The organism is Streptomyces sp. NBC_00122 (assembly GCF_045160845.1).
GTDB lineage: Bacteria > Actinomycetota > Actinomycetes > Streptomycetales > Streptomycetaceae > Streptomyces.
On record NZ_CP108191.1, the window covers coordinates 3193261 to 3216535 of the forward strand.

The window sequence follows — 23275 nt, forward strand, 5'->3', positions numbered from 1 at the left end:
GGCGCGCGGCCTTCCTGGGGGCTCAGTCCTCCAGGAAGGCCAGCAGGGCGTTCGCCAGCAGGAACGGGTCGTCCGCGCCGCACAGTTCGCGGGCGCTGTGCATCGAGAGGATCGCGACGCCGATGTCGACGGTCTGGATGCCGTGGCGGGCGGCCGTGATCGGGCCGATCGTCGTGCCGCACGGCATCGAGTTGTTGGAGACGAAGGTCTGCCACGGCACGCCGGCCCGCTCGCAGGCGCTGGCGAACACCGCGCGCCCGCTGCCGTCCGTCGCGTACCGCTGGTTGACGTTGACCTTCAGGATCGGTCCGCCGTTGGCCCGCGGGTGGTGCGAAGGGTCGTGCCGCTCCGCGTAGTTGGGGTGTACGGCGTGCCCGGTGTCGGAGGACAGGCAGATGGTGCCCGCGAAGGCGCGCGCCCGGTCCTCGTACGAGCCCCCGCGCGCGAAGACTGAACGTTCCAGCACGTTCCCCAGGAGCGGCCCGTCCGCGCCGGTGTCCGACTGCGAGCCGTTCTCCTCGTGGTCGAAGGCGGCCAGCACAGGGATGTGGTCGAGCTTCCCGGCGGTGGACGCGGCCGCCAGCGCGGCGACGCCCGCGTGCACCGACAGCAGGTTGTCCATCCGGGGACCGGCGAGCAGTTCGCGGTCGCGGCCGAGGTAGGCGGGGGGCTCGATCGAGTGGACCATCAGGTCCCAGCCGGCCACCGAGCCCTGCTCCAGGCCCTCTTCCTCCTCCAGGAACGCGATCAGGTCGCCTTCCTGGACATCTCCCAAACCCCAAATGGGCTGCATGTGCCGCTGCTTGTCGAGCTTGAGGCCGTCGCTGTTCACCGACCGGTCGAGGTGTACGGCGAGTTGGGGGACGCGCAGCAGCGCGCGGTCCACGTTCACCAGGCGCTCGGTGCCGTCCCGCAGGGTCAGCCGGCCGGCGAGGCCGAGGTCGCGGTCGAGCCAGGTGTTGAGCAGGGTGCCGCCGTAGATCTCGACGGCGATCTGCCGCCAGCCCTGTGAGCCCGTGTCGGGCAGCGGCTTGACCCGCAGGTTGGGCGAGTCGGTGTGCGCGCCGACGATCCGGAACGGGGTGTGCGCGGCCGTGCCTTCGGGGACGAACCAGGCGATGAGCGCGCCGCCGCGGAGCACGAACTTGCCCCCGGTGCCCGCATCCCAGGCGTCCGTTTCCGACAACTGCCTGAAACCTGCCTTTTCCAGCCGCTCGGCCGCGTTGGCCACGGCGTGGTACGGCGACGGACTGGCCGTCAGGAAGGTCATCAGATCGTCGGTGTGGCCGCGGTCGAAGCGGGCGGGAGAGCTCATGTGGTTCACCTTAACGACGGTCGTGTACGCCATGGCCGGACTGCGGCGGATAGCCGAGGGTCGGGGACCGCGGGGTGTGTGATCTGCGGTCGCGTCGATTCTCAGCCCGGCGGGCGCTCGAATCTGCGGTGCAGTTGTCTGCGCTCGCCCCGGCGGATGCGCGGGAGCATCTCCGGGGTCTGCGCGGAGCGCTGCGCGCGTCTCTTGCGTCCGGCGCAGAAGATACAGGCCTCGCCGGGGGGTGCGTCGGGATCGATGGGCGCACCGGGGTGCTCGGAGCAGCCCGAGGCGTTGCGGGGCCGGGACAGTTCGCGCGCGACGATGAAGGCGCGGTGGAGGTCGTCGGCGATGCGGACGAAGTCCTCGGCGGGTGAGGACAGGCTGAGGTGGAAGCGCTGGTCCTCGACCGTACGCAGGCACGCGCGCAGGGCCGGCAGCGTGTACGGGCCCTCGGGCACGGGGTAGCCGAGGCGCCGCTGCTCCCCGGCGGGTCCGGCCGTCCGGCCGCCCTGCAGCCGCCGGCCGAGGCGCCGCCGGTCGTTGCAGATGAGGCAGCGGCCCCAGCCTTCGGGCGCCTCGGGGTCGAGGGCGCCGTTGGGGTGCTCGGGGCAGCCGGTGTAGCTCTTGGCGGGTGCCAGCCCGGCGGCGGTCTGGAAGGCCACGTAGAGGGCGTCGGCGATCCCGTCGTACTCGGCGGGGTGCGAGCCGTCGTACAGCTCGCGCAGGTGGTCGCCGAGGCTGCCCAGGCTCGCCTGCAGCTCCTTGAGGGCGTACGGCCGCCCGGTGGGGACGGAGTACCCCCTGCTGCCGTGCTGATCCTGTGGACTCATGCGTACGAGCGTCCCATGAACGACCGACAACGGGGGAAAGCCGCAGGACACAGGCCTGTGGCGAGGTACGGCAGCGGCCGGGCCCCCGTGCGGAGGACCCGGCCGCTGGACGTTCGGTGCGCGGTGCGGGTTAGAACGCGGCCTCGTCGAGCTCCATGAGGGAGTTGTCGACGACCTCGGCCAGCTGGCGCTGGACCGAGACGCCCGGGAGGACCTCCGCGGCGAAGAACTTCGCGGCGGCGATCTTGCCGGTGTAGAACGGCACGTCCTTGGGGGAGGCGCCTCCCAGCTTCTCGGCGGCCACGGCCGCGCCCTTGAGCAGCAGGTATCCGACGACCACGTCGCCGGAGGCCATCAGCAGGCGGGTGGTGTTCTGGCCGACCTTGTAGATGTTCTTGACGTCCTCGCCGGTGGCGGTGAGGTCGACGATCATCTGGCCGACGATGGCCTCCAGGTCCACGGCGGCCTTGGCGAGCGCGTCGCGGGCGCCGGCGAGCTCCTCGCCGCCGACGGCCTCGGCCAGGAACTTCTTGATCGTCTCGGAGAGGACGTTCAGGGAGGCGCCCTGGTCGCGGACGATCTTCCGGAAGAAGAAGTCCTGGCCCTGGATGGCCGTGGTGCCCTCGTAGAGGGTGTCGATCTTGGCGTCGCGGATGTACTGCTCGATCGGGTACTCCTGGAGGTAACCGGAGCCGCCGAAGGTCTGCAGGGACTGCGCGAGCTGCTCGTACGACTTCTCCGAGCCGTAGCCCTTCACGATCGGCAGGAGCAGGTCGTTCAGGCCGATGAGGGACGAGGCGTCCTCGCCCGCGGCCTGCGTCAGCTGGATCTCGTCCTGGACGGAGGCGGTGTACAGGACGAGGGCGCGCATGCCCTCGGCGTACGCCTTCTGCGTCATGAGCGAGCGGCGCACGTCGGGGTGGTGCGTGATGGTGACCTTGGGCGCGGTCTTGTCCATGAAGTTGGCCAGGTCCGGGCCCTGCACGCGCTCCTTGGCGTACTCCAGCGCGTTGAGGTAGCCGGTGGAGAGGGTGGCGATGGCCTTCGTGCCGACCATCATCCGGGCGAACTCGATGATCATGAACATCTGGCGGATGCCGTCGTGCTTGTCGCCGATCAGCCAGCCCTTGGCGGGGTGCTGGTCGCCGAAGGTCATCTCGCACGTGTTGGAGGCCTTGAGGCCCATCTTGTGCTCGACGTTCGTCGCGTAGACGCCGTTGCGCTCGCCCAGCTCGCCGGTCTCCCAGTCGAAGTGGAACTTCGGGACGAGGAAGAGGGACAGGCCCTTGGTGCCCGGGCCGTGGCCCTCGGGGCGCGCGAGGACGTAGTGGAGGATGTTCTCCTCCATGTCGTGCTCACCGGAGGTGATGAACCGCTTCACGCCCTCGATGTGCCAGGAGCCGTCGGCCTGCTGGATCGCCTTGGTGCGGCCGGCGCCGACGTCCGAGCCGGCGTCCGGCTCGGTGAGGACCATGGTGGAGCCCCAGCGCTTCTCGACGGCTATCTGCGCGACCTTCTTCTGCGCCTCGTTGCCCTCTTCGAAGAGGATGCCGGCGAACGCCGGGCCGGAGGAGTACATCCAGATGGCCGGGTTCGAGCCGAGCAGCAGCTCCGCGTAGGCCCAGATGAGGGAGCGGGGCGAGGTGGTGCCGCCGATCTCCTCGGGCAGGCCCAGGCGCCAGTACTCCGAGTCCATGAAGGCTTCGTAGCTCTTCTTGAAGGAGGCCGGGACCGGCGCGGTGTTGGTGGCCGGGTCGAAGACCGGCGGGTTGCGGTCGGCGTCCGTGAAGGACTCGGCCAGCTCGTTCTCGGCGAGGCGGGTGAGCTCGGACAGGACGCTCTTGGCGGTCTCGGTGTCCATCTCCTCGAACGGACCGGTGCCGTACAGCTTGTCGCGGCCGAGCACCTCGAAGAGGTTGAACTCGATGTCGCGGAGATTCGACTTGTAGTGCCCCATGGCGACGGCTCCGTTAAGGCTCGGGGAGACAGGTTCCTCGTACATACCAATCGGTAACGTAATGATGCTACCCGCGGGTAATAAGGCGCAACCCTTGGCGGGCAATGTGACCAGCGTCAAAGCTCGCACCAGACGGTCTTGCTGTCCGGGCCCTGCTCGACGCCCCAGCGCAGGGCTACGGCGTCGAGCAGGGCCAGCCCCCGCCCGGACTCGTCGCCGTCGGTCGCCTGCCGCGGTACGGGCCACACCCGCGGCTCGGGATCGGTGAGCTCGACCCGCGTACGGGTTGCCCTTCCGGTGATCCGCAGGGTGACGGGCGTGCCTTCGCCGAGGTGGATGATCACGTTGGCCAGCAGCTCGCTGACGCAGAGCTCCGCGTCGGGGCAGGCCCGACCGTCCCCGAGGTGCTCGCGCACGGCGTGCCGCAGGAGCCGGGCCGCCTTCGGGGCGGCGAGCAGCCGGATGGTGAGGTCGTTCACCGGTCGCCCAGGGCGGTGGCGAGGAGCCGGGCGGTGGCCGGGTTGCAGTTGCCGAGGGCGATCAGGGGCGGGGTGCGGTGGCTACTGGCGTAGGAGGGGAGGTGGAGGTCGAGGGAGGGCAGCGTGATGCCGTGCGCGGCGAGGGCGGCGCGGAGCCGGGTGAGCGCCTCGATGGCCTCGCGGTCGTGGGTGTGGTCGCTCATGGGGGCCTTCCTGTTCCGGCATGTGCGGACTGTGACGAACTGCTCACAGCCTGGCGGCGGTCGGCGTACCGTGGAAGGGTTTCTGGCTCCACGGTGCGAAGTGTGGAAGGCGGGCGATTGTGGCCGCGAGCAAGGACATCGACGGCTCCGAGAGCGTTCCGGCCTTCTACGGCAAGGAGCTGCGCTGGAGGCGGGAGGAAGCAGGGCTCACGCTTCAGCAGACGGTGGAAGGAAGCTTCTACGGCGTGAGCTACCTGAGTGAGATCGAGCGTGCTCAGCGCCGGATGCCGGTTGATCTGGCGCGGCATGTGGATCAAGTGCTGCGGACGGACGGCTTCTTCGAGCGGCGCTGCGAGGACGTTCGGAAGGCCCGGAAGGGCGCACATGCGGAGTACTTCGCGCCGGTCGCGGAGGCTGAGACGCGGGCGCGGGCCATCGAGGAGTGGAACAGCGCGCTCATTCCCGGTCTGCTCCAGACCGAGTCGTACGCACGCGCGGTCATCCGGTCCACGCATTCCCTGGACCTCAAGGAAGAGGTCGACGCGAAGATCAGTCAGCGCCTGGGGCGGGCCAAGCTCTTTGACGACCCGAAGAAGCCGGAGTACTGGGTCATCCTTCATGAGTCCGTGATTCGCGAACCGATCCTCCCGCCAGCTGAGATGGTCGAACAACTGGACCGCATCGCCGCCCTGGCGGATCGCAACCGCATCGTTCCACAGCTCATGCTGTGGAACGCGCCCACCCGGCCTTTCATGGAGCTCTCGCTCCTGTTCATGGAGTTCGATGACGAACCGCCGCTGATGTACACGGAGGGGCCGTACCACGGCCAGACGATCGACGATCCGGCCCTCGTGAGGCAGTACCGCAAGGCATACGATCTGCTCAGGGCCGCCGCATTGCCGCCGGAGGCGTCCCTCGCCAGGATCAAGGATGCGGCTGAGGATTACCGAAATGGCAACCAACAGCACTGACTTCCGTACTGCTGTCTGGCGTAAAAGCAGCTACAGCAACGGCGATGGAGGCAACTGCGTCGAGGTCGCCGACGGCCTGGTCGGGATCGTTCCCGTCCGGGACTCGAAGAGGCCGAACGGGCCCGCAGTGATCGTCGCGGCCGGTGCGTGGGGGCCGTTCGTGCGGGCTCTGAAGGCCGCGGAACTTCCCGCCTGAGGCCGACCCCCGCCGCCCGCCCCCGGAGGGACCGGCCGGTACCGGCCGGTACGGTCCCGGTCGCTCGGTAGGGTGGGCCGCATGTACGGCTACGACCAGAACCCGGGTGCCCAGCAGCAGTATGCGCAGCAGCCCCCGCAGGGCTACGCGCAGCAGACGCCGCCGCTGTACCCCGAGCCGTCCCCGCCCTCCCTCGCGGACGCCGTGCGGGCCTTCACGACCGGGTCGCTGTCCGCCGAGGACTTCCAGCAGATCTTCGCCACCTCGAAGGTCTACTGCCCGCGCGGCGAGACCCCGGGCTTCCTGGCGCTGCACAACACGCAGCAGCCGGTCATCCCGATGTTCACCACGCTCAAGGAGCTACGCCGGTACGCCGGCAAGGAGTCCAAGTACTTCGTGATCACCGGCGCGGAGGTCATCGACCTGCTGCCGACCGGGTACGGCTTCGTCCTCGACATGGAGGGCGACCACCGGATGGTCTTCGACGCGAAGGCGGTAGAGCAGATGGTCGACTTCGCGATGCGCCGGATGTACGGCTAGTCCGCCTCCCGGACCACCCTTTTCGGGGCCTGCCGACCTCCCTCGCCGGAACCTTCCGCCTTCCGGGCTTTCCCGCCCCGCCCCGCCCTGCCCTGCCCGGCTCGTGGGAGCCGCCGTGTGCCGCCGATCCTTTCGGCGGTGGTCGAAAGGATCGCGGCGGCGGTCGCGGCTCCCGAGTATCGGTGCTGCGGGGGAATCCACGGGGGGTCCCCCGCCTCGTCCACGAGGAGGCAGTGATGGCTCGTATGCCGATCCGCACCAAGCTCGGCGCAGTGGCGGCCACGGGGGTGCTGGCGCTGGGCACGGGGGTCCTGGCGGCGGCGCCCGCCGAGGCGTCGGCGGCCGCCTGGTGCGGTGTGAGCGGCGGGAAGCTGTACTGCGGCAACGCCGCGCCCGTCGACATGTACCGGGGCGCCAGCTACGGCGCTCCGTGGGTGGACACGCTGAAGACCAACCCGAGCGTGTTCGACTGCTGGACCAAGAACGAAGGCACCACCTGGTACGGGGCCTACGGAGACGTGACCGGCCGCTTCGGCTTCGTGCCCGCGTCGGTCGTCTGGACGTCGGCGGCCTTCGACTCCAACCCGGGCGCGTACGGGATGAACCACTGCTGACCTGCACTTCTGTGCGACAGGCCCCCGGGGGAATGCCCCCGGGGGCCTGCGCGTTCTGTCGGGTGTGGCAGAAAGTTCGAGTTTCAACTAAACTCGATGCAGAAGGAGGTCCTGACCATGCCCGCAGTGACTGTTGAGAACCCGTTGACGCTTCCTCGCGTGGCCGAGCCGCAGGCGGTCGTTCCGCGCAAGGTGCTGGCCGTCACCACCGCTCCCGGTGGGTTCGAGGGTGAGGGATTCCCGGTGCGCCGCGCGTTCGCGGGGATCAACTACCAGTACCTCGACCCGTTCATCATGATGGACCAGATGGGCGAGGTGGAGTACGCCCCGGGCGAGCCCAAGGGCACCCCGTGGCACCCGCACCGCGGCTTCGAGACCGTCACGTACCTGATCGACGGAACCTTCGTCCACCAGGACAGCAACGGCGGCGGCGGTGTCATCAACGGCGGCGACACGCAGTGGATGACCGCCGGTTCGGGCCTGCTGCACATCGAGGCTCCGCCGGAGTCCCTCGTCGTGTCCGGCGGGCTGTTCCACGGCCTCCAGCTGTGGGTCAACCTCCCGGCCTCCGACAAGATGATGCCCCCGCGCTACCAGGACATCGGCGGCGGGCAGGTCCAGCTGCTGACCACCCCCGACGGCGGCTCCCTGCTCCGCGTGATCGCCGGTGAGCTCGACGGCCACCAGGGCCCGGGCATCACCCACACCCCGATCACGATGATCCACGCGACCGTCACGCCGGGCGCGCAGATCACCCTGCCGTGGCGCGAGGACTTCAACGCCCTGGCGTACGTGCTGGCCGGGCGCGGGTCGGTCGGCGAGGACCGCAGGCCCGTCCACACCGGGCAGACGGCCGTCTTCGGCGAGGGCGGCTCGCTCACGGTGCGGGCGGACGAGTCCCAGGACTCCAGCGCCCCGGACCTGGAGGTCGTCCTCCTCGGCGGGCGTCCGATCCGGGAGCCGATGGCGCACTACGGTCCGTTCGTCATGAACAGCAAGCACGAACTCCAGCAGGCCTTCGACGACTTCCAGGCCGGCCGGCTGGGGCGCATCCCCACCACCGCCCGCACGGGGCTCGGCCACCGAGGCGCGGGCGACGCGCAGGACTGACCGGTCCGGACGGTCTCCCGGCAGGGAGTCCGCCCGGGGAGTCCGTTGCGCTAGGCGGGATCCACGGGCCCGGGCCGCGGCGACGCGTCGCCGTACCGGGCCCGCAGTTCCGAGATCACGCCGAAGACGGCCGCGGTCAGCGGTACCGCCAGCAGCATCCCCAGGACCCCGGCGATGCTCGCCCCGGCGGTGATGGCCAGCATCACCACGGCCGGGTGCATCTGCACCGTGCGGCTCTGCACCAGGGGCTGGAGCACGTACCCCTCGATCATCTGCACCGCCAGCACCAGACCGAGCGCCCACAGGCCGATGGCCCAGCCCCGGTCGGCGAAGGCGACGAGGACCGCCACGGCGCCCGACAGGAAGGCGCCGAGGTAGGGGATGTAGGCGGTCACGAAGACCAGCGAGGCCAGCCCCAGGGCACCCGGTACGTCGAGGATCAGCAGGCCCGCGCCGATCAGTACGGCGTCGACCAGGGCCACGAAGGTGGTCCCGCGCATGAAACCCTCGACGGCGTCGAAGGCGCGCCGCCCCATGGCCTCCATCAGGTCGCCCGACCGGTTCGGGACCAGCGAGCGCAGCGTCCCCACGGCCCGGTGGGAGTCGCGCAGGAAGAAGAAGATCAGCACCAGCGAGAGCAGGGCCATCGCGAGCATCGAGCCGACCACGCTGAGCCCTGCGACCACGCCCGACGCGGCGGTGCTGCCGAACTTCGTGAGCAGGTCCTTGGAGTTCGCGGTGATGTCCTCCAGCGAGGTGCCGACCGCCCCGAAGTGCTCGGCGAGGGCCTCGCCGGCCCGCCGGAGCGCGTCGACGATCTGATCGCCCGTCTCGATGAGCGCGAGGACGACGACGTACGTGGCCCCGCCGACGACGGCGACCACGGCGAGGCAAGTCAGGGCCGCGGCGAGCGAGCGGTTCATCTTCATGCCGACCAGGCGCCGGTGCATCGGCCCGAGCAGGGCCGTGCCGAGCACGGCCAGCAGTACGGGTGTGACGGCGGTCTGGAAGACGATGCACAGCCACACGCCGACGGCGAGGACCGCGGTCACGAGCAGGGCGACCGCGCACCAGGCGGCGAGCCGCCGCACGGGCTCGGGCAGGAGGGGATCGGGCACCGCTGTATCCAATCACGGTCCGTCAGCCCGCCCCCGGTGCACGGGCTCAGAGCGCCGGGACGGCGTCCTCCTCGGACTGCTCGTGCAGTTCGAACCAGATCGACTTGCCCTCGCCCTGCGGGTCCACGCCCCAGGCGTCGGCCAGCATCTCCATCAGCAGCACGCCGCGGCCGCTGGAGGCCATCTCGCCGGGGTGCCGCTTGTGCGGGAGCTCGTCGCTGGAGTCCGCGACCTCGACGCGCAGCCGGCGCCCGCCCAGCTCGCCCGCCGCCTCCGCGACCAGGAGCGCGTCGCCGTCGGTGTGCACCAGTACGTTCGTCACCATCTCGGAGACCATGAGCACCGCCGAATCCACCTGCTCGGGGTCGGCCCAGTCGTGCAGCAGCTCGCGGATCTGGCGGCGGGCGCCCGCGATCCGTTCCGGTTCGGCCTGGGCCACGGTCAGCATCGTGCGGCGGGCCGGCCGGCCGGGGTGGAGCTGCGGGGAGCCGCAGCCGCAGCCGCCGCCCTCGCGGCACAGCAGCACCACGGCTATGTCGTCCTCGCGGCGGTCGGCCAGCGGGCCGGTGGTGTGGTGCGAGGACGGCCCGTGGACGGCCTGGACGAGCAGGTCGGCCAGCTTTTCGAGGTGGCCGCCGTCGAGCTCCGTCTCGGTCTCCAGGATCGCGCGCAGCCGGGCCCAGCCGGTGTCCAGGTCGTGCCCGCCGGTCTCGATGAGCCCGTCGGTGCACAGCATCATCGTCTCGCCGGGTTCCAGGGTGAACCGGGTGGTCGGGTAGTCGGTGTCCGGGACGATCCCGAGGGGGAGGCCGCCCGCCGTGGGGCGCATCAGAACGGTGCCGTCCGCCATCCGGATCGCTGGGTCGGGGTGGCCGGCGCGGGCCACCTCCAGCAGTCCGGTCCGCGGGTCGCACTCCACGTACAGGCAGGTCGCGAACCGCGGGCTCTGGAAGTCCGGGTCGGCGCCGGGGTCGAGGTCCGGGTCCTCGGGGGAATCGGACTCCTGCGAGGAGCACAGCCCGGCCAGGAAGCGGGAGGCGCGGGAGAGCACGGCGTCCGGGCGGTGGCCCTCGGAGGCGTACGCCCGTACCGCGATCCGCAGCTGGCCCATCAGCCCGGCCGCGCGTACGTCGTGGCCCTGCACATCGCCGATGACCAGTGCGAACCGTCCCGATGGCAGCGGGATCATGTCGTACCAGTCGCCGCCGACCTGGAGCCCGCCGCCGGTCGGGACGTACCGGGCGGCGATCTGCATGCCGGGGATCTCGGGGCCGAGCTGCGGCATCATCGACCGCTGCAGGCCCGTGGTGAGTTCCCGCTCCGATTCGGCCACCCCGGCGCGCTGGAGGGCCTGCGCGAGCATCCGGGCCACCGTGGTCAGGACGGACCGCTCGTCGGGGGAGAAGGACACCGGGTGCTTGAAGGCGGCCATCCAGGCGCCCATGGTCCGTCCGGCCACGATCAGGGGCAGGAAGGCCCAGGACACCCGGTCGAAGCGCTGGGCGAGCGGCCAGGTGGCCGGGAAGCGCCGTTTGTAGTCCTCCGGACTGGGCAGGTAGATCGCCCGGCCGCTACGGACGACCTCCGCGGCCGGGTAGTCCGTCTCCAGCGTCATGTCCGTGAAGGGCCCCTCGTCCCCCGGACCGTGCCCGTGGTGCCCGATGACCGACAGCCGGTCCCCGGCCACGCCGAAGACGGCCAGGCCGTCCGGGCTGAAGCCGGGCATGGACAGCGAGGCCGCGACCCGCAGCACCTCCGCCGTGGAGCGGGCCTCCGCCAGCGCCCGGCCGGCGTCCAGCAGGAAGGCTTCGCGGGAGCGCCGCCAGTCACCGGTGATCGGGGTGTGCGCGGCGGTGGTGCCGGGCTGCGGTTCGGCGATCTCCTGGATGGTGCCGATCAGCTCGTAGTCGACGCGGCCGTCGGCGCCGCGGTTCTCCAGCGGTTTGGAGCGGCTGCGCACGGTCCGCAGGACCCGCCCGTCCTCGTCCATGATCCGCAGCCTGGCCTCGGCGAGCGTGCCCTCGGCGACGGCCAGGTTCACGATGCCGTTGATCTCGTTCCAGTCCACCGGGTGGAACCGCGACCGTACGGCGACCTCCGGCAGCACCACGGGCTCGGCGGGCAGCCCGAGCAGCCGGGCGGCCTCGTTGTCGAGGGTGACCGTCCCGGAGGCGTTGTCCCATCTCCACAAGCCGGTCGCGATGGCGGTCAGGACGTCCTCGGTGCGCACCCGGCCATCTTTACAGGTCATCACTCTTACGTGCCTGTTCACCCGGCCCGGCGGGCGGCATCCGCGAGGCCGGGCGGGCGTGCCCGACCCGGCCGCCGCCCGGACGGTAACCTTGTGACGGTTGAATCCACCCTGGTATCGCGAAGAACTGGATGACTGATGCATCGGTACAGGTCCCACACCTGCGGCGAGCTCCGCGCCTCTGACGTCAACGCCGACGTCCGGCTGAGCGGCTGGCTGCACAACCGTCGAGACCTGGGCGGCATCCTCTTCATCGATCTGCGTGACCACTACGGCATCACGCAGCTCGTGGCCCGTCCCGGCACCGCCGCGAACGAGGCGCTGAGCAGCGTCACCAAGGAGACCGTCGTCCGTATCGACGGCAAGGTCGTCTCCCGTGGCGCGGACAACGTCAACCCCGAGCTGCCCACCGGCGAGATCGAGATCGAGGTCTCCGAGGTCGAGGTGCTCGGCGCGGCCGCCCCGCTGCCCTTCACCATCAACACCGACGACGGTGTGAACGAGGAGCGGCGCCTGGAGTACCGCTTCCTCGACCTGCGCCGCGAGCGCATGCACCGCAACATCATGCTGCGCTCGGCCGTCATCGCGGCCATCCGGCACAAGATGGTGGCCCTCGGCTTCAACGAGATGGCGACCCCGATCCTCACCGCGACCTCCCCCGAGGGCGCCCGTGACTTCGTGGTCCCGTCCCGCCTGAACCCGGGCAAGTTCTACGCCCTGCCGCAGGCCCCGCAGCAGTTCAAGCAGCTGCTGATGATCTCGGGCTTCGACCGGTACTTCCAGATCGCGCCCTGCTTCCGCGACGAGGATGCCCGCGCCGACCGCTCGCCGGGCGAGTTCTACCAGCTCGACGTCGAGATGTCCTTCGTCGAGCAGGAGGACGTCTTCCAGCCGATCGAGCGCCTGATGACCGAGCTCTTCACCGAGTTCGGCAACGGCCGCGAGGTCACCTCCCCCTTCCCGCGGATCCCGTTCCGCGAGTCGATGCTGAAGTACGGCAACGACAAGCCCGACCTGCGCGCCAAGCTGGAGCTCGTCGACATCTCCGACGTGTTCGAGGGCTCGGAGTTCAAGGCGTTCGCCGGCAAGCACGTGCGCGCGCTGGCCGTCCCGGACACCGGCGACCAGCCGCGCAAGTTCTTCGACGGCCTCGGCGACTACGCGGTCTCCCTGGGCGCGAAGGGCCTGGCCTGGGTCCGCGTCGGCGAGGAGAACGCCCTCACCGGCCCGATCGCCAAGTTCCTCACCGAGGAGAACGTCAAGGTCCTCACCGAGCGCCTGGGCCTGGTCCCCGGCCACGCCGTGTTCTTCGGCGCGGGCGACTTCGACGAGGTCTCCAAGATCATGGGCCCGGTCCGGGTCGAGGCCGCCAAGCGCGCCGGCCAGTTCGAGGAGAACGTCTTCCGCTTCTGCTGGATCGTCGACTTCCCGATGTACGAGAAGGACGAGGACACCGGGAAGATCGACTTCTCCCACAACCCCTTCTCCATGCCGCAGGGCGGCATGAAGGACCTGGAGGAGAAGGACCCGCTCGACATCCTGGCGTGGCAGTACGACATCGTCTGCAACGGCATCGAGCTGTCCTCCGGCGCCATCCGCAACCACGAGCCCGAGGTCATGCTGAAGGCCTTCGAGATCGCGGGCTACGAGGCCGAGACCGTCGAGCGCGAGTTCGCCGGCATGCTGCGCGCCTTCCGTCTCGGCGCCCCGCCGCACGGTGGCATCGCCCCGGGCGTGGACCGCATCGTGATGCTGCTGGCCGACGAGCCGAACATCCGCGAGACCATCGCCTTCCCGCTGAACGGCAACGCGCAGGACCTGATGATGGGCGCGCCCACCGTCCTGGAGGAGACCCGCCTGCGTGAGCTGAACATCGCGCTGCGGGGGCCGGTGGAGACGAAGCCGGCGGAGGCCAAGCCGATCGCCGAGGCCGTCCACCCGGACGCCGCGCGCTGACCGAGGCATGAGCAAGGGCCCGGGATCCGATGGATCCCGGGCCCTTCGCTTCGGCTCAGAAGCTCTGGAGCAGGCCCTTGACCAGCGCGGCGGAGGTCAGCTCGGCCGGGGCGGGGCCGGCGTGGAAGAAGCCGGCGTTCTCGGCGTCCAGCTTGCGCAGGAAGTCGAAGGCCTTCGCGTCGTGGTCGCCGAAGGCGACGAACTGCCAGTGGATGCCGGGGGCGGTGGCGGCCGCCTCGGTCAGGGCCGCCTTGGCGGGCTGCCGGTTGTCGGGGGCGCCGTCCGTCTGGAAGACGACGAGGGCCGGGCCTTCGCCGCCGTCCTTCCGGTAGTGCTCGACGACGGCCTCGACGGCGACGTGGTAGCTGGTGCGGCCCATCCGGCCGAGCTCGGCGTGGCGGGCCTCGACCCAGCCCTCGTCGTGGCTGTCGAGGGCGAGGTCGGCGGTGCCGTCCAGCTCCGTGGAGAAGAACACCGTGTGGACGGTGGCCTCGTCGTCGAGGTGCGCGGCCAGGGCGAGGGCGTGGTCGGCGAGGTGCTGGGCGCTGCCGTCCTTGTAGAACCCGCGCATCGATCCGGACCGGTCCAGGACGAGGTACACCTTGGCGCGCGCCCCGGCCTTGCCCTTGCCCCGGAGCACCTGCCCGGCAGCCTTGTAGGCCCCGGATACCCCGGGAGCCCGCTTGCGCACCGCGGCCGCACCGTGCGCGGGCCCCGCCTCCTCGGCCTCGACGGCCTCGGCCTCGGCGGCCGGCTCGGGCTCGGCCACGACCTCGGGGGCGGCGACCAGGGGCTCGACCTCGGGCTCGGCCTCGGCCTCGACGGCGAGGGGTTCGACCTCGGCGGTGACCTCGACCTCAACCTCGGCCTCGGGCTCCGCCTCGGGGGCGGCGGCCTCGGCGGCTACCGGCTCCGGGGTGGTCTCGGGCTCGGCCTCGACCTCGGGTTCCGCCTCGGGGGCGGCGGCCTCGGCGGCTACCGGCTCCGGGGTGGTCTCGGGCTCCGCCTCGACCTCGGGCTGCGCTTCCGGCGCGGCGGCCTCGGGCTCGGCCTCGACCTTGACCTCTGCCTCAACGGGCTCGGCCTCGGGGGCGGCGGCCTCGGCGGCTAGCGGCTCCGGGGCGGTCTCGGGCTCGGCCTCGACCTCGGCCTCGGCCACGACCTCGGCCACGATCTCAACGTGCTCGGCCTCGGGCTCGGGGTCCGTCTCCGGCGCTTGCGCCGGTACGTCGGCCTCCGCGGCCACCGGCTCCGCTTCGGGGGCGGCGGCCTCGGGCTCGGCCGCGACCGGCTCGGCTTCCGCTTCGGGCGCCACCGGCTCGGTGGGCTCCTGCTGAACCGCCGGAGGCATGGGGCGGCGGGCCTCCGGGACCGTGGCTTCCGCAGGCGGTGCGGACGCGGGGGACGGGTCCGGAGCCGGGGCCGTGAGGACCGTACCCGGCTCCCGGTCCCGCGGTGCGGACTGCGGCGGAACGGTGGGGTTGTCGAAGGACGCGGCGACCAGCTCGGCCGCCACGTCCAACGGGGTGCGTTCCGTCTGGCTCGGGAGGTTCGCCGAGGGGGCGTCCGAAGTCTCCGGAACGGGTTCCGCCGACCGTCCGAACACCTTGCGCAACAAGCTCCGAATACCCATGGGCCAGGCCTTTCGCATGAGTGCGTGCGTCATTTGTCCGTGCTGTGCGGATGATCCCTGCCCAGAGTGGACACGTAAGGTTATCGGCCGCCCGGCTGGATCTTCGGGAGGGGCACCTTTCGTGGTGTCCGACTTCCGGACGCATTCACTCCCGTCCCGAACTCCCGCTCCGACGCGCCGGGTTCACCGATCGTTCATCCCCGCGCCGCCGCTTCGGCGCAACTCCCGCCTAGCGTCACCGCTGGATTGTTCCGACATGTTGTCGGCGCCCACGCAGCTACTCGGAGGACACTCGTGCGCAAGCTCCTGCCGCTCATCGGCAACCCGCATGGGAGCGGCCGTTCCGCTCTCACCTGCCGCTACCGCTGTGGCGACGCCTGCTTCCACGAGGTGCCGAACACCAGCGACAACGAGTACGTCGGCGATGTCATAGCCCGCGCGTACTCCCGCCGCTCGATGCTGCGTACCGCCGCCGTCGTGACCGTCGCCACCGCCGCCGGTACCGCCGTCGCCCTCAGCGGCCCCGGCCAGAGCGCCAGCGCCGCGCCCGCCGGCGAGGCCGAGGCCGCCGGCGCCTCCAAGAGCGGCGAGGCCGCCCGTGGTCTGCGCTTCAAGCCTGTCGCGCCGAACACCGACGACCGGGTCACCGTCCCCGAGGGCTACGAGCAGAACGTGGTCATCCGCTGGGGCGAGCCCATCGTCAAGGGCGCCCCGGGGTTCAACGCCGACAAGCAGACCGCCGCAGCCCAGGCCGGTCAGTTCGGCTACAACAACGACTTCCTCTCGCTGCTCCCGCTCGGTGGCGACTACGAGCGCCAGCAGCTGCTCGTGGCCAACCACGAGTACACCGACGAGAACCTCATGTTCAAGGGCTACGACCCGGCCAACCCGACCCGCGAGCAGGTCGAGATCGCCTGGGCCGCGCACGGCCTCGGCATCGTCGTCGTCCAGGAGGACCACCGCAGCGGCAAGCTGACCGCGGTCACCCGCCACCAGCTCAACCGCCGCCTCACCGCGACCAGCGAGTTCAAGCTCACCGGCCCGGCCGCGGGCAGCGCCCTGGTGAAGACCTCCGTCGACGCGACCGGCACCAAGGTCCTCGGCACGCTCAACAACTGCTCCGGCGGCACCACCCCGTGGGGCACCACGCTGCACGGCGAGGAGAACTTCAACCAGTACTTCGCCAACGCCGGCCAGGTCACCGACGCGACCCAGGCCGCCCGCCTGAAGCGCTACGGCGTCTCCACCGGCGCCACCGAGCGCAAGTGGGAGCGCTTCGACAAGCGTTTCGACGTGCTCCAGGAGCCCAACGAGTCGCACCGCTTCGGCTGGGTCGTCGAGCTCGACCCGTACGACCCGAACTCCACCCCGCGCAAGCGCACCGCGCTGGGCCGCTTCAAGCACGAGGGCGCCCAGCCCCGCCTGACCGAGGACGGCCGCCCGGTCGTCTACATGGGCGACGACGAGCGCTTCGACTACTTCTACAAGTTCGTCTCGTCGAAGCAGATGAAGAAGGGCAACTCGCGCGCGGCGAAGGAGCACAACCTCACGCTGCTCGACGAGGGCACCCTGTACGTCGCCAAGCTGACCGGCGACTCCCCGGCCGCCGAGATCGATGGCACCGGCAAGCTCCCCTCCGACGGCCAGTTCGACGGCTCCGGCGTGTGGATCAAACTCCTCACCTCCTCCCCGTCCGGCAACGTCTCGCACGTCGAGGGCATGACCGCCGAAGAGGTGGCCGTCTTCACGCGCCAGGCCGGTGACAAGGTGGGCGCCACCAAGATGGACCGCCCCGAGGACATCGAGCCCTCGCCGCGCACTGGCCGCGTGTACGTCGTCCTCACCAACAACACCGACCGCGGCAAGGCCGGCAAGGCCGGTGCGGACGAGGCCAACCCGCGCAACCTGAACAAGCACGGCCAGATCCTGGAGCTCGCCGAGAACTTCGACGACCCGGCCGGCGACGGCTTCGCCTGGCGCCTGTTCCTGGTCGCCGGTGACCCGAAGGACCCGGCCACGTTCTTCGCGGGCTTCCCGAAGGAGAAGGTCAGCCCGATCTCCTGCCCGGACAACGTGACCTTCGACCCGCACGGCAACCTGTGGATCTCCACGGACGGCAACCAGCTCGGCTCCCACGACGGCCTGTTCGGTGTCGCCACCGCCGGTGAGCGCCGCGGTGAGCTGAAGCAGTTCCTGACCGTCCCCCGCGGCGCCGAGACCTGCGGCCCGCTGGTCCAGGACAAGCGCGTCCTGGTCGCCGTCCAGCACCCGGGCGAGATCGACGGCGCGTCCGTCGAGAAGCCCCAGTCGGTGTGGCCCGACGGCCCCGGCAAGATCGTCCGCCCGGCGGTCGTGTCCGTCTGGCGCAAGGACGGCAAGAACATCGGCGTCTGACCCAGCCGATGAGCACGCCCGGTTGAGGCAGCGCGAGGGGATGTTTCTCCCCCAGCTAACGCTGGGAGGTACCCCCAGTGAAACATCCCCTCGTGCATGCCGTCGTTCATGCCCCCGCGCTTGCTTTCGCTCTGGTCAATTCCCGTCCGGCAGTCGCCCGACGGGAAGCCGGAGCGTGGTCACCGCGCCCCCGTCAGGGGCGTTGGAGAAGCCGAGCGTGATCTCCAGGACCGCGGCCTGGCCTGCCACGATCGTCAGCCCCAGCCCGTGGCCCCGGCCGCGCCCCGGGTCCCCGGTGCGGAACCGCTGCGGGCCCTGCTCGATCAGCTCGGGCGGATAGCCGGGCCCGTGGTCGCGGACCACCACCACCGGGCCCTCCACGGTCACCTCGACCGGCGGCCCGCCGTGCCTGTGGGAGTTGACCAGCAGGTTGGCCAGGATCCGGTCCAGGCGGCGCCGGTCGGTGAGCACCACCGTGTCCCGGAGCACCCGTACGGAGGCGTCCAGGCCGGTCGCGGCGACGGCCCGCCGCACCGCCCGGCCCAGCTCCACCCGGGCGAGCTCGGCCTGTTCGACGCCGGAGTCCAGCCGGGAGATCTCCAGCAGGTCCTCGGTGAGCAGGTGCAGGGCCTTGAGCCGGTCGTTGATCATCTCCTTGGGGCGGCCCTCCGGAAGCAGTGCCGCCGCGGCCAGCGAACCCGTGAGCGGAGTGCGCAGTTCGTGCGCGACATCCGCCGTGAAGCGCTTCTCCGCCTCCAGCCGGTCCTGGAGCGACCCGGCCATCGAGTCCAGCGCGTGTGCCACGTCCCGTACCTCGTCCCGGGAGCGGGCCGGCCGCGGACCGTCTCCGCCGTCCTTCGCACGGGCGTCCCCGCCGGCCGGGAAGTCCACCCGGGCGTCCAGGTCCCCGGCGCTGATCCGGCGGGCCACGGCGGCCGTGGTCGTGAGCCGCCGGCTGATCCGGTCGGCGAGGAACAGGCCGGCCAGCGCGACCACCCCGGCCGCGAGCACCGAGGAGGCGAGGATCGCCGTGTCGATGTCCCGCAGCCGGACGCGGGTGTTCTCGTACGGGATCCAGACCGCGAGGGCATGGTTGTCGGCGGGTGCGGCGGCCCACATGACGGGCTTGGCCCCGTGCTCGCCGACCATGCTTCCGGTGTCCCCGCGGGCGACCAGCTCACGCAGTCGCTCCGGCAGGTCGGGCGGGTCCAGGGTGGCGTTCACGTCGCCGTGCGCGGTGCCGTACTCGTAGTGGCCGAGGGCGTGGTCCAGATCCCCGTCCGCCTCCTTGCGGACCTCCCCGACGATCTGCCGGGCGACCACGTTGTGCACCAGGATCCCCAGTGCGGCGGCGACCATGCAGCACACCATGGTGGTGGTGAGGGCGATCTTCCAGCGCAGGCTGCTCAGCGCGCGCATCGCGATCTGCCCCCGCTCAGCGGTATCTCCGTGAGCGTCGGGCACTCGTCGAGGGTGAGCTGCGTCAGGTTCATCAGCCCGGCGCCCGGGTCCCAGACGTAGTCGGAGACGGCGACGTACTTCGGGTTCGACGTGGGCTCGCGTACCGCCAGGTGCTCGGCGGCCACCTCCACTCCCTCCAGCACCCCGCGCCGGGCCAGGACCCGGGCGACGGAGCCGTCGTCGCGGGCGGTGTAGACGCGCAGCTCGCTGACGCGGCCGTCGACGTCCAGGGCGGTGATCAGCTCGTCCTTGCCGTCGCCCGTCAGGTCGTGCAGGACGCCCGGGCGCACCGGGCAGTCGGGGCCGCCGTCCACAGCCTGTGTGCAGAGCGCGAGCCGCTGTACCGCCCGGGGGTCGACGAGGCGGCCCGTGCCGCCGTCCTGGGTGGTGGCGGCGGTGATGTCGGCGCGTACGACGGCGAGCGCGTCGACGCCGCGCATGCCCTTTCTCTCGTCCGGGACCTTGGGGAGCCCGGGCACCAGGGCGGCCGTGCCCGGCTGCTGCCCGGGGTCGGGCGGGTCGGGGTGGATGTCCTGCCACAGGGTGCGGGGGGCGTGCACCGCGCCGAGGTCACCGTCGCTCTGCAGACCCTCCACGTCGGCGCACCCGGCCGTCGCCGCCAGAACAGCGGCGAGGACCGGTATGGCGGCCAGCGCGCGGTGCATGTACCGATGCTCTCCCGCCGGGGTGCGTTCGGCCCGGCCACTGGGCCATCCGGGGCCGGGAGGGAGCCGGGTCAGCCGCCCGGGTCGGTGATGGCGCGCGCTGCCGCCAGTTCCTGGTGGAGCGGGGACAGGACGCTCGACTCGTCGTCCGTGGGTTCCGGTTCGGAGCGGACCGGGGTTGTGGTGCTGCGGACGGCCTCGGCCAGGGCGCGGATCCGGCGGGTGATTCCGTCGACCTCGGCCGGCTCCGGTGGGCGTGCGCCGTGGTCGACGCGGACGCGGGCGGCGGTGGTCGCGTCCACGATGCGTTCGACGGCGACGACCAGGGGCCACCACGCGGCGGCCCGCGCTCCCGTCGGGGGCGGTTCGGTCAGCGCCCGCTGGAACTCGCTGCGCACGTCCGACAGGTCGCGGTAGATCCGGCGCCGTGCCTGGAGGCGGGCCGTGCGGGCCGCCCGCAGGCCCGCCTCCGTCGGCGGTTGGGCGCCGAACGCCCGCTCCACGTACCGGGCGGCGTCGTCCACGGTGTGGGCGAGCCGGTCGCCGATGCGCGTGTGCCAGCTCTCGGGCCACAGCAGGTAGCCGGCGACGAGGACGATGGCGCAGCCGATCAGGCTGTCCACCAGCCGGGGGCGGATCAGGTCGAAGCCCTGGTGGTTGAGCAGGTCCGAGAGGAGGAGGATGACCGGCGTGATCGCCGCGGTCTGGAAGGCGTAACCCTTCGCGGAGAAGGCGGGGATCAGGGCGGCCAGGACCATCATCACCGGTACGTCCCACCAGCCGCGCGGTACCTCGGCCAGCACGGCCGCCGCGATGACCAGCCCCAGCGCCGTGCCCAGCGCGCGCAGCACGGCCCGGGAGAACACCGAGCCGAAGTCGGGCTTGAGGACGAAGGTGACGGTCAGCGCGACCCAGTAGGAGCGCTCTACCTCGATGAGCGAGACGAGGGACTGCGCGAGCCCGATGCACAGCGCGAGCCGCAGCCCGTACCGCCAGGAGGCCCTGGACAGCATCATGTCGCGCACCGCGTGCCGGGCCCGGACCCGCAGGGCGGCGGGCCGGCCGAGCCGGTCGTCGAGGACGTAGGGGTCCGGTTCGGCGAGGAACACGTGGGTCGCCGCGTGCCGCAGGGCCGAATCGACGGCCCGCTCGGCCGGCGTGTGCGGGGCGGGCAGCTCCAGTACGGGGCTTCCCGTGCGCCCTTCCTCGACGGCGGCCGCCAGGTCCCGTACGGCCGCAGGGATCTCGGGCGGCAGCGGCCGGCCGCGCAGGTGTGCGGCGGGCGCGGCCTCCACCAGCGGGATCACCACATTGAGCTGGGCCAGCAGCCGCACCAGCGAGGGGCTGCGCCCGTGGACCCGGGCCCGTCGGCCCAGAACCAGGTCGTAGGCCTGGTTCAGGGCCTGGGTGAGCTGCTGGCGGTGCTCCGTGTAGTCGGGGCCGCCGGCGGCCTCCAGGGTGTCGGCCAGGGCCCGGTAGGTGGCGGCGACCGCGGCGCGCTCCGGCTGACGGCCGCGCAGCGGCCAGCCCAGCAGGGTCAGGGCGAGGACGAACAGTCCGCCCGCGCTCATCAGCAGGGGCGCCGTCCACCAGGGCTGCGGCAGCGGCAGGCCGGCCCCGATCACGGCGTTGAGCAGGAGCAGCAGTCCGGACACGGAGGCGACCGTGCCGATCGAGGAGATCATCCCGGAGACGAGGGCGATGAGGGTGAGGACGCCGACGGCCACCCAGCCGTGTCCGAAGACCAGGGTGCCCAGTGCCACGCCCACGGCGCCGAAGAGCTGGGGTACGGCGATGTTCAGGATCCGCATCCGGTAGGCGTCGGCGGTGTCGCCGATGACTCCGGCGAGGGCGCCCATGGAGACGAGCGCGCCGTACTCGGGCTCGTCCAGGGCGAATCCCACGGCGAGCGGGACGGACAGCGCGACCGCCGCGCGCACCACGGCGGCCCAGGGGATCGGTGCGGTGCTCGGCCGCAGTCCGTTCAGCAGCCAGCCGGGTGGAGCCGGCGGGCGGTGCCGGTCTCGCCCGGACGGTATGTGTTCGGTGCGTTCGGTGCTCATTCCGCTTCCGTGCCGCCGCTCGCGAATCGGTTCTTCTGGGCTCTTCTGCGTCGTTCTGCGTACGTTGGTACCTTCCGAGCTTATGGGGTGCGGCGCAGTCGGCCCGTCAGCCAGGCGCCCAGCGCGGCGGTGACCCCGATCGCCAGGACGACCCAGGAGCTGGTGCGCAGGAACACGGTGAGCGCGTCGTACACGGCCCCGGCGGCCGACCGGTCGATGTCGCCCGGCAGGTCGTCCAGGGTGAGCCGCCGGCACAGGTCCACGGCGATCCGCAGGAGGACGGCACCGCCCGCGAGCCCGAGTCCGGTGGCGATGACGGCGCGTCGGCGGCGGACGGCGACCGCGACGGCCGTCGCGGCCAGGACCACGGTCAGTACGGGAAGCCAGATGCCGGCGATCTGGAGCATGCCGAATCCCCTCCGGAGAGCGCCGAGGTTGTCGTACTCCATGACCTTCACGGAGACGTGGGTCTGCGGAATGCGGTCGGCGAAGGGCACCCCGTCGGCGACGAGTTCCTCTTTGACCTGCGCGATGACGGGCGCGAGGTCGATGGTGACGGCGTTGCCGTGGTCGGTGGTGAGCGCCTTGAAGAAGGCGGCGTGGGCGGCGCGGTTGGCCGCGTCCCAGGCGGTGCGGTAGGCCGGGGTGCCGGAGAAGGAGCTCAGGGCCTCGCCGAGCAGGGCGTCCAGGTCGCCCTGGAAGGGGCCCGCGTCGATCTGCCCGGAGAGGGCGCGGCCGGCCTGGGTGACGACGACGCCCTGTACGGCGGGGGCCGCGGCGAGCGGGGACATGGCGGCGGTGTAGCGGTCGGCGTCGCCCAGCTCGCGGTCGGCCCAGTACGCGACGGCGCTCGCGGGCACGAGGAGGGCCGCGAGCACGATGAGGACCGCCGACAGGATGGTGCGCACGTCACCAGGGAATGCCGGGGCGGGGCACCGGCGCGAGCCTTGTTGCTGCGGGCGGGTGCGGGTATCACCCTTGCGGGTTTTAATCTGGATATCTAATATCCAGATTATGAAGATGAGTGAGGGCGTCGAGTGGGCGCTGCACAGCTGCGTCAACCTGGCGTGGAGCGGCCCGGAGCGAGCCGTGTCGGCGGCGCGGCTCGCCGCGTGGCACGACCTGCCCGCGGCCTACCTGAACAAGCAGCTCCAGGCGCTGGCCCGGGCGGGCATCCTCACCTCCGCACCCGGCCCCCGCGGGGGCTTCCGGCTGGCCCGCCCGCTCGCCGCCATCACGCTCATGGACGTGGTCGCCGCCGTCGAGGGGCCCGAAGAGGCCTTCAGGTGCGCGGAGATCCGGCAGCAGGGCCCGGGCGCCGGACCGGCGGCCGGTCGTGACGCGGACGCCGCGGAGTGTGCCGTCGCGCACGCCATGGCCCGGGCCGACCTGGCCTGGCGCAGGGCCCTGGCCGCGCAGGACCTCGACGAGATCCGGCAGCAGGCCGAACGGCAGGCCCCCGAGGCCCCGCAGCGGCTCCGAGCCTGGCTCGCCGCGCAGTAGGCCCCTCAGACGTGCG

General features: G+C 71.5%; 20 protein-coding genes. 8 read left to right on the forward strand and 12 right to left on the reverse strand.

The genetic code is table 11. The features are described from left to right. Positions 1-22: 22 nt before the first annotated feature. The 5 genes from OG737_RS15085 to OG737_RS15105 all read right to left on the reverse strand — a co-directional run bounded on the left by OG737_RS15085 (position 23) and on the right by OG737_RS15105 (position 4784). Positions 23-1315 (reverse strand): M18 family aminopeptidase, encoded by a 1293-nt coding sequence (locus OG737_RS15085; RefSeq protein WP_328926687.1) that lies wholly within the window; start codon positions 1313-1315, stop codon positions 23-25. Positions 1316-1416: 101 nt separating this feature from the next. After that, on the reverse strand, positions 1417-2145 hold the full coding sequence (locus tag OG737_RS15090) for a hypothetical protein (protein WP_328926688.1): 729 nt from the start codon (positions 2143-2145) through the stop codon (positions 1417-1419). Between the two features lie 130 nt (positions 2146-2275). Beyond that, complete coding sequence (locus tag OG737_RS15095) at positions 2276-4102, reverse strand: acyl-CoA dehydrogenase (RefSeq protein ID WP_328926689.1); 1827 nt, start codon at positions 4100-4102, stop codon at positions 2276-2278. 116 nt (positions 4103-4218) lie between these two features. Further along, positions 4219-4581, reverse strand: coding sequence for an ATP-binding protein (locus OG737_RS15100; protein ID WP_328926690.1), 363 nt, complete (start codon positions 4579-4581; stop codon positions 4219-4221). Then, positions 4578-4784: a hypothetical protein gene (locus tag OG737_RS15105; RefSeq protein WP_328926691.1), complete on the reverse strand. Its 207-nt coding sequence runs from the start codon at positions 4782-4784 to the stop codon at positions 4578-4580. The genes OG737_RS15100 and OG737_RS15105 overlap by 4 nt, the downstream gene beginning before the upstream one ends. A gap of 119 nt (positions 4785-4903) precedes the next feature. Here OG737_RS15105 and OG737_RS15110 point away from each other — a divergent pair, with 119 nt between their 5' ends. The 5 genes from OG737_RS15110 to OG737_RS15130 all read left to right on the forward strand — a co-directional run bounded on the left by OG737_RS15110 (position 4904) and on the right by OG737_RS15130 (position 8215). Continuing rightward, positions 4904-5755 carry a helix-turn-helix transcriptional regulator gene (locus tag OG737_RS15110; protein WP_405921618.1) on the forward strand — a complete coding sequence of 284 codons (852 nt, stop codon included), beginning with the start codon at positions 4904-4906 and terminating at the stop codon, positions 5753-5755. Beyond that, entirely contained in the window at positions 5736-5951 is a 216-nt protein-coding gene (locus tag OG737_RS15115; RefSeq protein WP_328926693.1) for a DUF397 domain-containing protein, read from the forward strand. The genes OG737_RS15110 and OG737_RS15115 overlap by 20 nt, the downstream gene beginning before the upstream one ends. Positions 5952-6032: 81 nt before the next feature. Further along, positions 6033-6491 carry an SseB family protein gene (locus OG737_RS15120; protein ID WP_328926694.1) on the forward strand — a complete coding sequence of 153 codons (459 nt, stop codon included), beginning with the start codon at positions 6033-6035 and terminating at the stop codon, positions 6489-6491. 236 nt (positions 6492-6727) lie between these two features. After that, positions 6728-7105, forward strand: a complete 378-nt coding sequence (locus OG737_RS15125; protein WP_328926696.1) for a hypothetical protein — start codon at positions 6728-6730, stop codon at positions 7103-7105. Between the two features lie 117 nt (positions 7106-7222). Then, positions 7223-8215 carry a pirin family protein gene (locus OG737_RS15130; protein ID WP_328926697.1) on the forward strand — a complete coding sequence of 331 codons (993 nt, stop codon included), beginning with the start codon at positions 7223-7225 and terminating at the stop codon, positions 8213-8215. 50 nt (positions 8216-8265) lie between these two features. Here the strand turns inward: OG737_RS15130 and OG737_RS15135 are convergent, their stop codons facing one another. Together OG737_RS15135 and OG737_RS15140 are read right to left on the reverse strand one after the other, a co-directional pair. Further along, positions 8266-9333 (reverse strand): AI-2E family transporter, encoded by a 1068-nt coding sequence (locus OG737_RS15135; RefSeq protein WP_328926698.1) that lies wholly within the window; start codon positions 9331-9333, stop codon positions 8266-8268. Positions 9334-9379: 46 nt separating this feature from the next. After that, positions 9380-11563, reverse strand: coding sequence for a SpoIIE family protein phosphatase (locus OG737_RS15140; RefSeq protein WP_328930355.1), 2184 nt, complete (start codon positions 11561-11563; stop codon positions 9380-9382). A gap of 159 nt (positions 11564-11722) precedes the next feature. On the opposite strand from OG737_RS15140, the gene aspS reads away from it, so the two are divergent. Continuing rightward, on the forward strand, positions 11723-13540 hold the full coding sequence (gene aspS, locus OG737_RS15145; RefSeq protein WP_328926699.1) for an aspartate--tRNA ligase: 1818 nt from the start codon (positions 11723-11725) through the stop codon (positions 13538-13540). Between the two features lie 55 nt (positions 13541-13595). Here the strand turns inward: aspS and OG737_RS15150 are convergent, their stop codons facing one another. Beyond that, positions 13596-15173 (reverse strand): VWA domain-containing protein, encoded by a 1578-nt coding sequence (locus OG737_RS15150; RefSeq protein WP_328926700.1) that lies wholly within the window; start codon positions 15171-15173, stop codon positions 13596-13598. Positions 15174-15467: 294 nt separating this feature from the next. On the opposite strand from OG737_RS15150, the gene OG737_RS15155 reads away from it, so the two are divergent. Continuing rightward, positions 15468-17567, forward strand: a complete 2100-nt coding sequence (locus OG737_RS15155; RefSeq protein ID WP_328926701.1) for a PhoX family phosphatase — start codon at positions 15468-15470, stop codon at positions 17565-17567. Between the two features lie 135 nt (positions 17568-17702). Here the strand turns inward: OG737_RS15155 and OG737_RS15160 are convergent, their stop codons facing one another. The 4 genes from OG737_RS15160 to OG737_RS15175 all read right to left on the reverse strand — a co-directional run bounded on the left by OG737_RS15160 (position 17703) and on the right by OG737_RS15175 (position 22664). Continuing rightward, complete coding sequence (locus OG737_RS15160) at positions 17703-18986, reverse strand: HAMP domain-containing sensor histidine kinase (RefSeq protein ID WP_328930356.1); 1284 nt, start codon at positions 18984-18986, stop codon at positions 17703-17705. Continuing rightward, complete coding sequence (locus OG737_RS15165; RefSeq protein ID WP_328926702.1) at positions 18974-19693, reverse strand: hypothetical protein; 720 nt, start codon at positions 19691-19693, stop codon at positions 18974-18976. Before OG737_RS15165 ends, OG737_RS15160 begins: the two co-directional genes overlap by 13 nt. 71 nt (positions 19694-19764) lie before the next feature. After that, on the reverse strand, positions 19765-21756 hold the full coding sequence (locus tag OG737_RS15170; protein ID WP_328926703.1) for an FUSC family protein: 1992 nt from the start codon (positions 21754-21756) through the stop codon (positions 19765-19767). 80 nt (positions 21757-21836) lie between these two features. After that, on the reverse strand, positions 21837-22664 hold the full coding sequence (locus tag OG737_RS15175) for a hypothetical protein (RefSeq protein ID WP_328926704.1): 828 nt from the start codon (positions 22662-22664) through the stop codon (positions 21837-21839). Between the two features lie 112 nt (positions 22665-22776). On the opposite strand from OG737_RS15175, the gene OG737_RS15180 reads away from it, so the two are divergent. Next, positions 22777-23259 (forward strand): Rrf2 family transcriptional regulator, encoded by a 483-nt coding sequence (locus OG737_RS15180; protein ID WP_328930357.1) that lies wholly within the window; start codon positions 22777-22779, stop codon positions 23257-23259. The last annotated feature ends 16 nt before the right edge of the window (positions 23260-23275 follow it).

Bases quoted from the DNA above. Each gene is read 5' to 3' on its own strand.
- OG737_RS15085 (WP_328926687.1), bottom strand. From the start codon at position 1,315: ATGAGCTCTCCCGCCCGCTTCGACCGCGGCCACACCGACGATCTGATG.
- OG737_RS15090 (WP_328926688.1), bottom strand. From the start codon at position 2,145: ATGAGTCCACAGGATCAGCACGGCAGCAGGGGGTACTCCGTCCCCACC.
- OG737_RS15095 (WP_328926689.1), bottom strand. From the start codon at position 4,102: ATGGGGCACTACAAGTCGAATCTCCGCGACATCGAGTTCAACCTCTTC.
- OG737_RS15105 (WP_328926691.1), bottom strand. From the start codon at position 4,784: ATGAGCGACCACACCCACGACCGCGAGGCCATCGAGGCGCTCACCCGG.
- OG737_RS15115 (WP_328926693.1), top strand. From the start codon at position 5,736: ATGGCAACCAACAGCACTGACTTCCGTACTGCTGTCTGGCGTAAAAGC.
- OG737_RS15120 (WP_328926694.1), top strand. From the start codon at position 6,033: ATGTACGGCTACGACCAGAACCCGGGTGCCCAGCAGCAGTATGCGCAG.
- OG737_RS15125 (WP_328926696.1), top strand. From the start codon at position 6,728: ATGGCTCGTATGCCGATCCGCACCAAGCTCGGCGCAGTGGCGGCCACG.
- OG737_RS15130 (WP_328926697.1), top strand. From the start codon at position 7,223: ATGCCCGCAGTGACTGTTGAGAACCCGTTGACGCTTCCTCGCGTGGCC.
- aspS (WP_328926699.1), top strand. From the start codon at position 11,723: ATGCATCGGTACAGGTCCCACACCTGCGGCGAGCTCCGCGCCTCTGAC.
- OG737_RS15150 (WP_328926700.1), bottom strand. From the start codon at position 15,173: ATGGGTATTCGGAGCTTGTTGCGCAAGGTGTTCGGACGGTCGGCGGAA.
- OG737_RS15160 (WP_328930356.1), bottom strand. From the start codon at position 18,986: ATGCGCGCGCTGAGCAGCCTGCGCTGGAAGATCGCCCTCACCACCACC.
- OG737_RS15165 (WP_328926702.1), bottom strand. From the start codon at position 19,693: ATGCACCGCGCGCTGGCCGCCATACCGGTCCTCGCCGCTGTTCTGGCG.
- OG737_RS15170 (WP_328926703.1), bottom strand. From the start codon at position 21,756: ATGAGCACCGAACGCACCGAACACATACCGTCCGGGCGAGACCGGCAC.
- OG737_RS15180 (WP_328930357.1), top strand. From the start codon at position 22,777: ATGAGTGAGGGCGTCGAGTGGGCGCTGCACAGCTGCGTCAACCTGGCG.